This is a genomic window from Neisseria dentiae (assembly GCF_024580525.1).
Lineage (GTDB): Bacteria > Pseudomonadota > Gammaproteobacteria > Burkholderiales > Neisseriaceae > Neisseria > Neisseria dentiae_A.
The window spans coordinates 87534-102851 of sequence record NZ_JANIKQ010000007.1; the positions used below are offsets into that span (position 1 = coordinate 87534).

At 57.4% G+C, this 15318-nt stretch carries 10 protein-coding genes; 6 read left to right on the forward strand and 4 right to left on the reverse strand.

Going from position 1 to position 15318, the window contains the following annotated elements:
• Positions 1-172 precede the first annotated feature (172 nt).
• The 3 genes from NQ012_RS06075 (at position 173) to waaA (ending at position 4450) form a co-directional block, all read left to right on the forward strand.
• On the forward strand, positions 173-1786 hold the full coding sequence (locus NQ012_RS06075; protein WP_257066715.1) for an ABC transporter permease: 1614 nt from the start codon (positions 173-175) through the stop codon (positions 1784-1786).
• The gene (locus NQ012_RS06080) at positions 1783-2820 is read left to right on the forward strand and encodes an ABC transporter ATP-binding protein (protein WP_257066716.1); all 1038 of its coding nucleotides are present in this window, start codon (positions 1783-1785) and stop codon (positions 2818-2820) included. The genes NQ012_RS06075 and NQ012_RS06080 overlap by 4 nt, the downstream gene beginning before the upstream one ends.
• A gap of 361 nt (positions 2821-3181) precedes the next feature.
• Positions 3182-4450: a lipid IV(A) 3-deoxy-D-manno-octulosonic acid transferase gene (waaA, locus tag NQ012_RS06085; RefSeq protein ID WP_257066717.1), complete on the forward strand. Its 1269-nt coding sequence runs from the start codon at positions 3182-3184 to the stop codon at positions 4448-4450.
• A 73-nt stretch (positions 4451-4523) separates the two neighbouring features.
• Here waaA and NQ012_RS06090 read toward each other — a convergent pair whose 3' ends face one another.
• On the reverse strand, positions 4524-8423 hold the full coding sequence (locus NQ012_RS06090) for a translocation/assembly module TamB domain-containing protein (RefSeq protein WP_257066718.1): 3900 nt from the start codon (positions 8421-8423) through the stop codon (positions 4524-4526).
• Positions 8424-8526: 103 nt separating this feature from the next.
• Positions 8527-10353, reverse strand: a complete 1827-nt coding sequence (locus tag NQ012_RS06095) for an autotransporter assembly complex protein TamA (protein WP_373566640.1) — start codon at positions 10351-10353, stop codon at positions 8527-8529.
• A gap of 337 nt (positions 10354-10690) precedes the next feature.
• Between NQ012_RS06095 and sstT the strand changes: the two genes are divergently transcribed.
• Entirely contained in the window at positions 10691-11917 is a 1227-nt protein-coding gene (gene sstT, locus NQ012_RS06100) for a serine/threonine transporter SstT (RefSeq protein WP_257066719.1), read from the forward strand.
• A 300-nt stretch (positions 11918-12217) separates the two neighbouring features.
• On the forward strand, positions 12218-12586 hold the full coding sequence (locus tag NQ012_RS06105) for a hypothetical protein (RefSeq protein WP_257066720.1): 369 nt from the start codon (positions 12218-12220) through the stop codon (positions 12584-12586).
• A gap of 101 nt (positions 12587-12687) precedes the next feature.
• Here NQ012_RS06105 and NQ012_RS06110 read toward each other — a convergent pair whose 3' ends face one another.
• Positions 12688-13239: a porin family protein gene (locus NQ012_RS06110; protein WP_257066721.1), complete on the reverse strand. Its 552-nt coding sequence runs from the start codon at positions 13237-13239 to the stop codon at positions 12688-12690.
• Positions 13240-13688: 449 nt separating this feature from the next.
• Between NQ012_RS06110 and NQ012_RS06115 the strand changes: the two genes are divergently transcribed.
• Positions 13689-14018, forward strand: coding sequence for a hypothetical protein (locus NQ012_RS06115; RefSeq protein ID WP_257066722.1), 330 nt, complete (start codon positions 13689-13691; stop codon positions 14016-14018).
• Between the two features lie 435 nt (positions 14019-14453).
• Here the strand turns inward: NQ012_RS06115 and NQ012_RS06120 are convergent, their stop codons facing one another.
• Positions 14454-15185, reverse strand: a complete 732-nt coding sequence (locus NQ012_RS06120) for a dienelactone hydrolase family protein (protein ID WP_257066723.1) — start codon at positions 15183-15185, stop codon at positions 14454-14456.
• Positions 15186-15318 lie beyond the last annotated feature (133 nt).

Here is a 15318-nt window from a genome sequence, read left to right on the forward strand (position 1 = left end):
TTTATAATAACTTATGAAACAAACAGGGGTTGAAGCGGTTATTCTAAACAACATCACCCGCTAAAACAATATAAATTATCATTTACGATGTAGCAGGATGTATCTGGTTTGCATTCTGAAGCCGCAAAACCGATAATACGCGCTGTTTTCTCTTGAGGCCGTCTGAAACCTTATGAACACGCCCGCATTCAAACTGCTGCTGCCGCGCCTGTGGCTGGCGGCCTCTGTCGTGCTGATTCTGATTCCGCTTGCGGTGATTGTGGCGGCATTGGGAGAGTTCGATGCCGAAATCTGGACGTTTCTGCTCGACTACCAACTGCCCGAACTGCTGAAAAACACGCTGTTGCTGGTGGTGGGCGTGGGCGCGGGCACGGCGGTGCTGGGCACCACGGCGGCGTGGTTGACGGCGATGTATGATTTCCCCCTGCGGCGTTTCTTTTTTTGGGCGCTGATGCTGCCGTTGGCGGTACCGGCCTATGTGCTGGCGTTTACCCAAATCGGCCTGTTTGATTACGGCGGCCCGCTGAACAATTGGGTGCGTGCGCATTACGGTATCGAGCAGTTTTTTCCTGAAATCCGCAACGGTTTCGGGTTGGCGGCGGTGATGAGCCTCACGTTTTATCCTTATGTTTACCTGCTCGCGCGCAATGCGTTTTCGAGCATGGGGCAGCGGGCGCTGGAAGCGGGCGCATCGCTGGGATTGTCGCCCGCGCGTGCGTTTTTCAGGCTGGCTTTGCCGATGGCGCGGCCGTGGATTGCGGGAGGCGTGATTTTGGCGCTGATGGAAGTGCTGGCCGATTTCGGCACGGTGTCGGTGTTCGGTTACGACACCTTTACCACCGCGATTTATCAGGCTTGGTTTGATTTTTATTCGCTCGAAACCGCCAAACAGCTGGCGGCTTTGCTGATTACGCTGGTGTTCGTGCTGTTGGCGCTGGAACAGCTCAGCCGCGGCAACCGCCGTTTCAACCAGTCGGGCAAAGCACAGCAGCACCGCCGCAAGCCGCTTTCAGACGGCCTCAAATGGCTGGCGGCGCTCTATTGCAGCCTGATTCTGTTTTTTGCCTTTTTGCTGCCGCTGGTGCAGCTCGGTTTTTGGGCATACGAAACGCGCAACAGCGGTTTCAATACCGTTTTGTGGCTGAACGCGTGGCATTCGTTTGCCGCCAGCCTGGCCGCGGCCCTGCTGGTGGCGGCGGCGGCGCTGCTGCTGGCGCTGGCCAAACGCGCCGATAAAAGCCGTTTTGCCGCCGTGGCCGCACGCATCGCCACGCTGGGCTACGGCATTCCCGGCACGGTGCTGGCGGTGGGCGTATTTGTGCCGGTGGCGTGGCTGGATAATGTGTTGATTGCACATTTAAACCTGCCGGAGGGCACCACCGCTGTTTTCAAAGGCACGCTTTTGGTGATGCTGGCGGCGTATTTAATCCGTTTTCTGGCGGTGGGCTATGCCGCCGTCGAAGCCGGGCTGGAGCGCATCAGCCCCGCGCAGGCCGAGGCGGCGCGTTCGCTCGGCTGCACCGGCGGCAGCCTGCTGCGGCGCATTTATCTGCCGCTTTTAAAAGGCGCGCTGGGCACGGCGGTGCTGATGGCGTTTGTGGACATGATGAAAGAAATGCCGATTACGCTGATGACGCGCCCGCACGATTGGGACACGCTGGCCGTGCGTGTGTATATGTTCACCATCGAAGGGCAGTATGCCAATGCCGCGCTGCCCGCCTTATTGATCGTGTTAACCGGTTTAGTGCCCGTGATTCTGTTTTCGCGCACGGAGAAGCATTCATGATTTTAGACGTTTCCAAACTCACGCTCGCTTTCGGCGGCAAACCCGTGTTGCAGGATTTCGGTTTCCGGCTCGAAGAAGGCGAAATCGCCTGCCTGCTCGGCCACTCGGGCTGCGGCAAAACCACCGCCCTGCGCGCCGTGGCCGGTTTCGAGCAGCCAAGCGGCGGCAGCATCGCCCTCAAAGGGAAAACCCTTTCAGACGGCCGCACGTTCGTGCCGCCGCATTTGCGCCGCATCGGCATGGTGTTTCAAGATTACGCCCTGTTCCCCCATTTAACCGTGGCGCAAAACATCGCTTTCGGCCTCGGCCGCCACAGCGCCGCCGAACGCAGCAAACGTGTGGACGGCCTGCTCGAATTAATCGGCCTGCCCGAATACGGCGAACATTATCCACACCAGCTCTCCGGCGGCCAGCAGCAGCGCATCGCCCTTGCCCGCGCGCTCGCCCCCAAACCCGAACTGGTGCTGCTCGATGAGCCGTTTTCCAATCTCGATGCCGATTTGCGCGCCCGCCTATCGAAAGAAGTGCGCCGCCTGCTCAAACACGAACAAACCAGCGCGGTTCTGGTTACGCACGACCAACAGGAAGCTTTCGCCATGGCCGACAAAATCGGCATCATGCATGAAGGCCGTCTGAAACAGTGGGACACGCCCTACAACCTCTACCACCGCCCCGCCGACGCCTACGCCGCCCGCTTTATCGGCACCGGCGTGATGCTGCGCGGAGCCGTGCAGGGCGACCGCTGCGTCAGGCTGGCCACCGGCGAATTCTGCGGCACCGTGCCGCTCGCCTGCCGCAGTTGCGGCGAAGTGGAAGTGTTAATCCGCCCCGACGACATCGTGCACGACGATGAGAGCGCCGTTACCGCCGAAGTGCTCGACAAAGACTTCAAAGGCAGCTATTTCATCTACACGCTCAAACTCGACAGCGGCGAAACTGTTTACGCCCACGTTGCCGGCCACCACGACCACCCCGTCGGCAGCCGCATCGGCATCCGCATGGAAATCGAAGATTTGATTGCGTTTCCGGCGTAAACAGCACCATAGTGATGAATTAGGCCGTCTGAAAGCTTTCAGACGGCCTGAAACCTTTGCAAAATATGTTTTTAATCCTGAATTTATTTATGTTTCGTCATACTCGGGCTTGACCCGAGTATCTGTTATTTCTTTTGAAAAAAAGATGTTCGGATTTGCCCAATCATCTCATTGTTTTCAATTGTTTCCAATAAAGCGGGATACTCGGGTCAAGCCCGAGTATGACGGAATTGGGTGTTTCAGACGGCCTGAGCGGATTTTGCAAAAGGCTCAAACTTCGGCCTGAAACCTTTGCATCACCGCACTTATCCGCCCCGTGCAAATCCGCTACAATAAGCCCACGTTTTCCTGCGGAATATTCATGAACACAACACGTTGGTTTTACACGCAGCTTTGGCACATCGCGCCGTTTTTCATCCGCCGCTACCTGAAAAAACGCGGCGCCAAAGCCCCCGCCTATCTCGAGCATTGGGGCGAGCGTTTCGGCAGCGCGCAGAAAAATCCCGTGCAGCAACCGGTTTGGGTGCATGCCGTGTCGGTGGGCGAAACCCGCGCCGCCGGGCCGCTGATCCGCGAGTTGCGCAGCTATTTTCCCGATGCGCCGCTGCTGCTTACCCAAATGACCCCCACCGGCCGTGCCGCCGCCGAAGCGCTTTACCCCGACGCACAATGCCGTTACCTGCCCTACGACAAGCCCGAATGGGTGCGCCGGTTTTTGCAGGAACACCGCCCGCGCTTCGGCATTCTGATGGAAACCGAAATCTGGCCCAATTTGATGCACGGCTGCGCCGAAGAAAACGTGCCGCTGTTTCTCGCCAACGCGAGGCTGTCGGAAAAATCGCAAAACGGCTATTTGAAAGTGCGCCGTTTGGTCGAGCCGGCCATGCAGACCCTGCGCGGCTGCTACGCGCAAACCGCCGCCGATGCCGAACGGCTGCATTTGATCGGCGCATCCAACGTGCACGTTTGCGGCAACACCAAATACGACATCACCCCAACCGACGATATGCACGAATTGGCGGCAACCTTCCGCAGCCGTATCGGCAACCGGGCGGTAACTGTGTGCGCCAGCACGCGCGAGCACAAGGGCGTGGACGAAGCCGAACTGCTGTTGCAGGCGTGGCGCGCCTATCACGGCGATGCCCTGCTGGTTATCGTGCCGCGCCACCCCGAACGTTTTCAGACGGCCTACGATACGGCGGTACGCTTGGGTTTTAAAACGCAAAAGCGCAGCGATAACGAAGCAATCGCCGCCAACACGCGCGTGTGGATAGGCGACAGCATGGGCGAAATGATGGCTTATTATCTGACCGCCGACGTGGCGTTTGTGGGTGGCAGCCTGGTTGATACCGGCTGCCAGAATCTGATCGAACCCGTGGCCTGCGGCGTGCCGACCCTGTTCGGCCCTTCCACCTACAATTTCGCCGCCGCCGCACGGGGCGCGGTGGAAGCGGGTGCGGCCAAGCAGGTGTTCAGTGCGCAAGAATGGCAATACACCGCCGCACAATGGCTGGCCGATGCGGAAACGCGCAGCCGCTACGCCGCCTGCGCCGAAGCGTTTGTGGGCAAACACCGCGGTGCCAGCCGCAGAATGGCCGAGCGGATAGCGGAGGCGGTGCAGGAGGTGTAACCCGCCGTGGTATTAAATAATCAGGCCGTCTGAAACGTTTTCAGACGGCCTGTTCGGTTTAACGGGCTGCTGTTTAATCGAAGCGGATGCTGTATTTCACCTCGCCGCCCCACGATACGTTGCCGACGCGGGCCACGGCCTGCACGGCGCGGGAGAGTTGGTAAACGAGTTTGACCGACTGCTCGGCGCTGCCCACGCCGTATTCGTAGCCCATATACAGGCTGTTGGTGAGCTGCTTGCCCACGGTGAGCACCTGTTCGGCGGGGTTCAGCTCGCCCGTTTGGGCGTTGCGGCTGCGTTTGCTGGTGAAGCCGAAGTCGTCCACCAAACCGAGTTTGTCGTTGACGCGGCCGGCCAAAAACGCGCCCGCTGCGGCGGAAAGGGCGGCTTCGTCGCCGTCGCTGCCGCTGCTGGCGCGGTTGAGAATCAGCCACGAGAGTTTGTCTTTTTCGCTCATGGCTTCGTCGGCCACCAGCGAAATGCGCGGGTTGTTGAGGCTGCCCAGCACTTCCACGCCCGCGCCCACGGGTGAGAGGCGGCGCTCGGCGCGGATGTTGAGGTTGGGGTCGGAGAGCGGGCCGACAAACGAGATGTGGCCTTTGGTGATGTCGAGGTCTTGGCCGTAGGCTTTATAGCGGCCTTTCACCACGGTTACGGTGCCCACGCCCTGCACGGTTTCGCCGGGCTTGGCGGTCAGCCTGAGCTGGCCGCCGAGGGTAACGTCCAACCCCTCGCCGCTGAAGCGCAGGTTGTTGTTGAGGTCGAGCACCAAATCCATGCTGATGGGGGTGGGGGCGACGGGAGCTTTTTCGGGCTGGCCCAACACCACCACGTCGTCGTCGAGCGTGGGCATAGACGATTTTTGGAAGCCGAAGTGGCCCGCATCGGCTTTGAGTGTGCCGGTGAGGGTAACGCCGCTGGTTTCGGTGTAGAGCATTTTGGCGTTGCCGCTGAGGGTGAGGCGGCGGTTGGGTTTGTCGAGCGCGTTGTATTTGTTGAACGCCAAATCCACGTTAACGTTCGGTTCGGCGTTGTTCAGGCCCACCGTGCCTTTGAGTTCGACCGTGCCGCCGCGGTGGAAGCGCAGGTTGTCGATAATCCACGTTTGGCCCTGAATGCGCGAACGCAGGATGCCGTTGTCGAGTATCAGCCCCAAGTCTTGGTTGCGGTAGTAGAGGTCGTTGCCGTTGAGCGTGCCGTTGAACTGCGGCTGGCCGACGCGGCCGCCGATGGTGGCCACGCCGAGCAGGTTGCCGCGCAGGCTTTGGCCCACGGGCAGGAAGTTGCGGAAGGTTTCGAGATTGGGTGCGCTGATGCTGATTTTGCCGTTGATGGGGGCGAGTTTGATGTCGTTGCCGAATTGTTGGCTGATAATCAGGTTGCCGTCGAGTTTGCCGTAGCCGGTTACGCCGTCGAGCGTGCTGTCGATGCGGCCGTTTTGGAAGCGGGTGTTAAGCGACAGCGTGCCCAAGCCGAGCATTTGTTTGCGGTAGGGCAGTTCCACATCGCCGCTTTGGCGGCGGATGTTGAGGTAGCCGCGGGCGTTTTGGCTGTATGACAAGTCCCAGTCGCCGGCCAGCACGAGGTTGTGCCGTACGGGCGGGGTGTAGAAATTGTGCAGTTGCGCGATTTCGAGGTTGTTGGCGCTGCCTTTGGTGGTGATGCCGTTTTTCTTGTCCCACACGAAGTTTTCGAGGTTGAGGCTGCCGCCCATCGCGCTCCAGCGGGCGGCGGTCATGGCTACGCGCTCGGCGCCGGCTTCGAGGTTGATGCGGTTTTGCAGTTTGAGGTTGAAGGCGCCGCTGATGTCGAGCACGCTGAGCGTGCCTTTCCATTGCTGTTTGTCGTCCAGCCCGCCGTTGGCGTCGATTTCGAGTTTGTAGGGCTTGCCGTCGAGCGCCAGGCTGCCGCCGCCGTGGATGCGGTGGTTGCGGCCGGTGCCGTTGACGAACAGGTTGACGGCGTCGATAACGGTGGGCTGGCTGCCGCCTACGCTGATGCGGTTGCCTTTGAGTTCGATGTTTAAGGGGCGGGTGTAGTCGGGCGAGCCTTTGAGTTTGAAGTCGAGCGAGTCGGCTTGTGCCACGCCGGTGATACGCAGCTTGCGCGCCTGGCCGGCCAGGTCGGCTTCAAGCTGTTTGGGTTCGCCGGCGATGTAGCCTTTGGCGGTTAGGAGGCCGCCTATGCCGAAGCCGAAGCGACCCAGATCGGGGGCGTTGATGTCGATATTGAGGCGGTCGCTTTTTTTGCCGAAGCTGCCGTTGGTTTTGATGCTGTTGCTGCCCAAAAGCATATCGGTTACGGCGCGGGCGAGGTGCCCGTTTTCATAAAGCACGTCGGCGCTGCCGCGCAGGGCCACGCCGGAGAGGGTGCTGGAGCCGAACTGTATTTTGCCGCCGTATTTTTGGTTGGTGATTTCGCCGTTGAGGGTGGCGGTGCCGTTAACGTTGCCTTCGGGAAACTGTTTGTTGAGTTTGGCGGGATTGAAGTTTTTGCTGGTAACGGCCAGTTGCAGGGCTTGGTTTTTAAACAGCTCCAGCGAGCCTTCGGCGTTGATTTCGCCGCCGTTGCCGGGGCGGATGCGGGCGCGTTTGAACAAAAGGGTTTGCTGGCCGTTTTCCGCATCGGTTTGCATTTGGACCAGGCCGTCTGAAAGGGCGTTGCCGGTGTTTAAATCCCAACCGGTTTCAAGATTGCGGAAGGCCCCGCCCAAGGTGATGGTGCCGTCGAGGCTGCCGTCGAGTTTCTGCTGTACGGCATCGGCGGCGCTGATGTTGCGCAGGGCGGCGGCCAGCGCGAGCTGCTGTTTGGCGGTGTCGATGTTGCCGGCAAGGTTTACGGTGCCTTTCTGCATCAGCTTCGCGGAGGTGTCTTGGATTTTAATCAGGCCGTTTTCGTTGACGGTGAAGTTGCCGATCAGTTCGCGCACGGGTATGCCGCCCGCGTCGGCGGCTGCGGCGCCGTGGTTGGCCAGGTCGATGGAGCCATCGAGCGCGAGGCCTTTCTCAAACGAGGGCACGACGGTGGCGTCGAATTCGAGCAGGGATTTGGGCAGGGTGGATAAAAACGCCTGCGGGTTGATGTTGAAGCCTTTCACCTGCACCAGTTTGATTTTGTCGTTGAGTTTGGCGGCAAACGGGTGCAGCACCGATTCGGCGTGCAGGCGCACGTTGTCGCCGTCGATGCGGATGTCGGTTTCCATGTCGCGCAGGCTGCCCCACAGGCGGGTTTGGGCGTCGATAGCCTGTCCGTCGAGTTCGCCTTGGCCGTAAATGGCGGCGTTAAGGGCAAACGGGCTTTTTACGCCGAGGGTGGCGCTGCCCGATGCGGTGTTCCACGGGGTTTGCAGGTCGGCCAGTTTCAGGCTGTGCAGTTGGTGGTTGTAAACATACGATGCGCTCAAATGGTTGAGGTAAACGGTTTGGCGGTCGGCGCGCGAGCCTACGCTGATTTTGCCGGTTTCGAGTTTGTCGAGCGCCACTTCAACGGGCAGGCTCACGCTTTCGGGCAGGCCGGATGCCGGTTTTTTTTCAGACGGCGGCACGGGTTTGGTAACGATTTGAATGTCGCCCGCAATCAGGTGTTTGATGTGCAGTTTGCTTTGCGTGAGTTCGCGCGGGTTCCAGTCGAAAGAAAAGCGGGTGATGCCGATATCGGCGCCTTCGGTTTCCACGCGCCAGCCGTCGCCGTGAAAGCCTTTCCACAACGTGCCTTGCAGGGTTTTCGAGCTGATGTTTACGCCGAACCACGAGGGGATTTTATACAGGCCGTAACGCAGCCCCGATTCGGTGGCGGCCAGCCATGCGGCTGCGCCGGCCACTGCGGCAACCAGCAGCAGCAAACCCAGCAGAAACGCCCAAAGCATCCGCCGCCACAGGCTTTTTTCAGGCTTGTTTTCAGACGGCCCGTTATTCTGGTCGGGTGCGGCCGCTGCTTCGGGCGGTGTGATGGTTGCGTCGGGTTGTCGGTTCATATCGTATTGGCCTGTTTGCATCTTTTTATTTATCAGGCCGTCTGAAAAAACGTTTCCGTGTCCGGCGGAGGGTTTTCAGACGGCCTGAAGCGTAACGGTGCGGTTAGAAGCGCGTGCCCAAGCTGATGTGCCAGCGCAGTTTTTTATCGTGGTGTCCGTAGGCGATGTCGAACGAGAAGGGTGCCACGGGGCTGAACCAGCGCACGCCCACGCCCGTACCGTGTTTCAGCGACATCTGTTTGAAGTTGAGTGCGGCATCGCCCATATCGTGGAACACGGCGGCGGAAAAGCTCTTGTTGATCGGGTATTGGTATTCGAAGCTCGCTACCGCCAGCGCGCGCTCGGGCAGCACCGAATCATTGGGGCCGGCCAGGCCGATGCTGTCGAGTTCGTAGCCGCGGATAGAAGTGGCGCCGCCGGTGCGGAATTGCAGGGTGGAGGGGACTTCTTTATTCTCGCGCGCATACACATAACCGATTTGGCCGCGTGCGATAAAGGTGCCGATTTTTTTGTTTTCGGGCGTGAAATAATAGCCCGCGCTGGCTTTCGCCCGCGCGATGGCGGTGGAAGAGAGCAGCGAGCCTATGGTGGCGCCAACTTTGCCGTCGAGGTAATAGCCGTTTTCGGGGCGCAGGGTGGTTTCGATTTCCTGCCGCTTCCACGAGGCGGTGAGCATGGTGGCGTGGCTGCGGCCCAAATCGTAATTGGTGTCGGGCACGCGGCGGCTTTCGGTGAGAAATTCGATGCCGATGCGCGATTCGATGTTGTTGCGGTCGCGCACGCGCCAAATGCCGCTGCCCAAGGCGTGTTTTTCGAGATTTTGGGTGGTGGAGCGGGTATAGGATACGTTGCTGGTGAAATAGTGGCCGTTGTTTTTGCGCGGCTGGCTGATACCGGCCGCCAGCGTGGTTTCGTATTTGTCGGTGTCCACCACCAGCGAGCCGATGTAGCCGCGGTTGAAGAGGTTGTAGTAGTCGTAGCCGAGGCGGCCGCCGGGGCCGTATTCCGAATCATAGCGCACGCCCGCTTCGAATTTGTGCCGCTTCATTTCTTCCACCGACACCACCACCGGCACGCGGTCGCCCTGCATATTGTCGAAATCGGCCTGCACCGATGCGCCCGAGTAGTGGCCGTCCTGCTCCAACGCCTGTTGGTAGTCGAGCAGTTGGTCCAAATCATAGGGCGAACCGGGCTGGAACTGCGCCATGCCGCGCACCACGCTTTCGGGGTAGCGTTTGGTGCCGCTGATGTGGATGTCGCCGAAGTAAACGGGCTGGTTGCTTTCTACCAGCACGTTCAAATCGGCGGTGTTGGTGTCGGGGTTAACGGTGGCCTGGGTTTGCGAGAGTTTGGCCAGCGGGTATTTTTTGCGTGTAACCGCCGAGAGCACCGAGGTTTTGCTGCTGCTCCACTGGCTTTGGTCGAAATAGCCGCCCACGGGCAGCGACCAGTTTTCCATGGCGCTTTTATAATACTGCGCCAAATCGGGGTCTTGCATCACGTCGCCCACGATGGCCACGCCCACGTTGTCGATTTTGGTGCGCGGGCCGGGCGTAACGTCGACCACATAACCGTAGCCCGAGGGCGACACCGTTACCCTGCCATTGAAATAGCCTTTGGTTTTGAGCATGGTTTGCACGTCGCCGGGTGCTTCTTCGGCCAAAAAGCCCATCTGCTCGCTGTCGAGTTCTTCTTCCTGCTGCTGGGTGATCAGCGGCAGGTATTCTTCGAGCATGGCTTTCACTTCTTTGTCGTCGGTGCGGATTTCCACCGGATATTTCACCGGCAGTTTTTCACCATCCGCCTCGGCGGTTTTTTTCTCGGTTTTTTGAATCCGCACATAATCTTCGGGCGCAGGGTCGGCCGCAAACGCCCGCATGCAGGCGAGCGACAGAGTGGAAAGCAGCAGGGAGGCGGTGTGTTTTTTCATAAGGTTTGCGCAGGTTGGAAAACGGGCCTGTAATCTGGTGGCAATTTTAGCATTGTTTCGACTGTTGTCGGCAGGGGTTGCCTGCCGGATAACCCTGAAAATTGAATTGATTACCGTGTTGACTGTTTGCAGCGGGCAAAGCAGTCCGGTTTGGCTTTTCGTTTTGTTTCGGCTGTAAAAGCATCCGTTTTAATGGTGTGTATTTCAAAATTTGGAAATTTTATTTCAAAATAAGCCTATTTATGGATTTTTGTGCTGTATTTTAGCAAGCATAGTTTGGGAAAGGGGTTTTATTTTAGAATATTAGCCTTTCTTAACGTTTATAAAAGGACGAATCATGGCAAGCGGAAACCCCGTGATAGATGCCGTCAACCGCATCAGCCTGGTGCAGCAGATTGCGGTAGGGCTGGTTTTGGGTATGGTGCTGGCGTGGCTGTCGCCCTCGGCAGGCTTGGCGGCCGGCCTGTTGGGCAGTTTGTTTGTGGGCGCGCTCAAAGCGGTGGCGCCGGTGCTGGTGTTTGTGCTGGTAACGGCGGCCGTTGCGCAGCACCAGAAGGGCAGCGAAGCGCATATCAAGCCGATTGTTCTGCTTTATGCTATCGGCACGTTTTCGGCTTCATTTTTTGCTGTGGTTGCCGGCTTTGTGTTTCCCACCGAAATCGCGCTGGTTAACGCCGGAACTGTGGATACCACGCCGCCTTCGGGCATTGTGGAAGTGATGAAAACCCTGTTGATGAATCTGGTGTCCAACCCCGTGGGCGCGATTGCCAACGCCAACTATATCGGCATTTTGGCTTGGGCGATTGTGCTCGGTTTCGCGCTGCGCAATGCGTCGGAAAACACCCGCATCATGGTGGCGGATTTCGCCGAGGCGGTGTCGAAAGTGGTGAAATGGGTGATCCGTTTCGCGCCTTTGGGTATTTTCGGTTTGGTGTCGGCCACTATTGCCGAAACGGGTTTCGATGCGTTGGTCGGCTATGCACGCCTGTTGGCGGTGCTGCTCGGCTGTATGCTGTTTATCGCGCTGGTGGTCAACCCGATTATCGTGTGGACGCAAATCCGCCGCAATCCTTACCCGTTGGTGTTTACCTGCCTGCGCGAAAGCGGCGTTACCGCGTTTTTCACCCGTTCTTCCGCCGCCAATATTCCCGTGAACATGGCGTTAGCTAAAAAGCTCGGCCTGCATGAAGACACTTATTCGATTTCGATTCCGCTGGGCGCAACGGTGAATATGGCGGGTGCGGCGATTACGATTACCGTGCTGTCGATGGCTGCCGCGCACACGCAGGGTATTCAAATCGACTTTGCCACCGCGCTGCTGCTGAGCCTGGTGGCTACGGTGAGTGCGGCCGGCGCGTCGGGTGTGGCGGGCGGCTCACTGCTGCTGATTCCGCTGGCGTGCAGTCTGTTCGGCATTTCCAACGATGTGGCCATGCAGGTGGTGGCGGTAGGCTTTATTATCGGCGTGGTGCAGGATTCGGCCGAAACCGCGCTCAATTCTTCCACCGACGTGCTGTTCACCGCTGCGGCGGATTACGGCAGACAGCGCAAAGCAGGGGCATAAGCGCGTTGCAGATTTTTTAAACGAACGGAAAGGCCGTCTGAAATCTTTCAGACGGCCTTTTTTTATGAATGTACCCGAAACGGTGTTTGCGTAAAGCATCATGCGGCTTGCGGCCGGTTTTGCAAAAATCAGTAAGCAGAATGAATACAAACACGGCGGCAGGTAAAAAGAAGTTTAAAGGCTTGAGGGCAGGCTGGGCGTGGATTACGATGGCGGCCGCTTGTGTGGCTTGCCGTTCTGCTTTGGATGTGCCGGCATGCCAAACCGCTTTTTTAACTGACCGTTTTTAAGGAATGCCCGATGAACAACACCAAAACCTTGATTATAACCGGCCTGATGGCTTTATTTTCCGCCAGCGCGATGGCGGCACCGATACCGGGTGAAATTTTCAAACCGCGCGGCGCGGAAGTGGTGAAGGCAGACCGTCAAGGCGACGGTGAATTCGAAGCCGAATTCCGCCTGCACGACCGTGACACCAGTGTGAAGCATTTGGCCGGACAAGTGCGCGCCCACGCACAGCGCCACGGTTTTAAAGTGGTCGAGTCGGAAGTGAAACGCGATGACGCCGATTTGAAATTCAAACGCAGAAACCAAGAGCTGGATGTTTCTATCGAACGCAAGGATCACGGTGTAATCGAATACAAAGCCGATTTGGATTCAAACCGCTAATCGGATTGGCAATAAAGGCCGTCTGAAATCTTTCAGACGGCCTTCTTCTTGCTTTGATGAGTTTGCTGAAAAGGAAGGGTTAAAGGGGTTAAAACATCGGTTTAGAACCGGTAGCCTACAGTGGCCATATAGCTGTTATTGGTAGCTTTGTCGCTGCCGCGCTTGAAGCGGGTTTGCTCCCACTCGCCACCCACTTCTACATTGGGCGTTACCGTATATTTCAGGCCGGCACCGTAGCCCACGCCATTCATTCTGCGATCATGGCCATTAATACCTTCAAATTTGCCGTAGTGATAGCCCACTTTACCATAGAACATCGCATTTTCTGTAAAACGGTAACCTTGCAGGTAAGAAGCTGATGCATCAAATTTTTGTGTCACCTTGCCGGCTGCATTTTTTCCTACAGTGACATGGATTGGTTTTGCAGCTACTTCAATGCCACCAATCCAGTTAGCACCATATTCGACATTATAATTACCACGTATGGCAATATCGAATTTATTTTTCTCTTTTAAGTTACTGTTTTTTAAATCAGTTTTGCTAATCCCTGCGCCGATTTCCACCGAGGGGCCGGTAAATGTGTTGGACAGCGGCTGGGCAGAAACCATAGCGGCAGAACCCAAAGCCAAAACAGTCAATAACGCTTTTTTCATTGTTTATACTCCTATCGGGATAAAATTACGGCGGCACAACCGCGCCTTCCGTAAATATAGTATTGCGCCGACCGCGCCCGGCCTCAAGCGGTAAAAGGGCAGAATTACACGATTTCGCCACCGCTTAACGTTTGTAATTTAATAACTTTTGTGATTATATAAAGGCAGAAACTATCTCCCGTGTTTTATGTTGAGTAAATATTTTCCGCCAAGGCGCTGAAACCGCTGCAAAAAAATATACCATTGGCATGGAGCTTGCTGCCGCCGCTTTTCCGTGCGCGCAGGCCGTCTGAAAAAACAGCGCCAACCGCCTGCAACAGGGTTTACACTTGCCAGTGTGGTTTTTTGCCGCCAATATGCGTATCTTTTACACAAAACAAGCCGGCCGGGGCATATATAAACCAAACCGCCGCCGGCCGTTAACCGATTCAGCCGACAAAGGAAACACCATGAAAAAACTAACCGTTCTCGCTTTTTTACTTGCCGTTCCGTTCGCACAGGCCGATGCCGTTTCCGACGAACTGTTGAGCGCGCAGGCTGCCTACCGCGCCGCCCTGAAAACGCAGCACAGCAGCGGCAGCCGCATTGCTTCGCTGCAATCGGGCATTGCCGGCGCCCAGTCGCGCATTAAGCAGGCCGAAGCCGACATCGCCAAAATGCAGGGCGAGTTGCAGGAAGAAACCGCCAAAAAAGCGCAGGCCGACAGCGCACTCGAAGCGGCAAGCCGCCGTTTGGACGCTGCCTGGCAAGCCTCGCGCGATGCGCGCGCCAAACAATAAGCCGGAATTTAAGCCGCATTCAAAACCAAAAATTTCAGGCAGAGGCCTTTGCAAAATTCCAGTCTGCATCTTAAAACCTCTGCGTCATGCCCGGGCTTGGCACGAGCATCTTTTTGTTTCAAAATAAGTAACAGATATCCAGGGCCAGCCCGGGTATGGCGAGGTAAAAAACGTTTTTAAGAGTGCGCCGGCTTCTTGCAAAACACTCAGGCCGTCTGAAAAATTTCCTGCACGGCGCAGGGTTTTCAGACGGCCTGAGTGTTTTGCAAAATCTAATATGACAGTTAAACCACTTGTTTGGTAAGTGTTACACCATACCCGGATTAAGCCCGGGTATGGCGGCTATACTTTTTCTGAAGTTGGCCGGCTATATAAATAACTGCCACGGTAAGTCGCCAAGTTTCCGGCCCGATGCCGGAAAGCGGGGCAGCTCGATTACAGGGTGCGCTCCAGCAGGTTCAGCATATTCTGCCATGCCACTTCGGCATCGGCTTCGTTATAGGCCAAATCCACGCCGTTTTTTTCACCGTTGCGGGTGGCCTGCGGATTGGTGAAACCGTGTTTGGCATAAGGAAACACATCGATATGGTAGCGCGCTTTGGCGTTATCCATTTCTTTGCGGAAGGCTTCCACCGCGTCCATCGTTACCATCGTATCCAAACCGGCGTGTTCGACCAGCAGTTCGCCTTTGATAAAACCTTCGCGGGCAGGCTCGGGCGTGGCGAGAATGCCGTGGAAGCTGGTTACGGCTTTCAAATCGTCGCCCCGGCGCGCCATATCGAGCACCACGCGGCCGCCGAAGCAGAAACCGATGGCGCCGATGCGGTTGCCGTCCACTTCGGGCTGTGCGGCCAGCGCTTTCAAGCCCAAACGGGTGCGCTCGGTCAGCACGGCGGGGTCGGCGAGGGCTTCGGTCATCCAAGCGTTGGCTTGGGCGGCATCGTCGGTGAGGCGGGCGCCGCCGTATAAATCCATCGCCAGCGCGGCATAGCCCTGTTCGGCCAAGCGTTCGGCAGCGCGTTTGGCGTGCTCGCTCAAACCCCACCATTCAGGGGCCACCAATATGCCCGACAGACTGCCGACGGCGTGTTCGGGCAGGCACAGGTAACTTTGCAGGGTGAGGCCGCCGGCGGTGGTGTATTCCACGGTGCGGGTGGTAATCGGCATATCAGGCTCCTTTGTGTTGGGGTTTCAGACGGCCCCAAGCTTAAATGATGCGGCACGGGCGTTCAAGGGCTGATGCGGGACAAAATGCGCTTGAGTGATTTAATTGTTTTAAAATCAAAGCATAAAGGCCGTC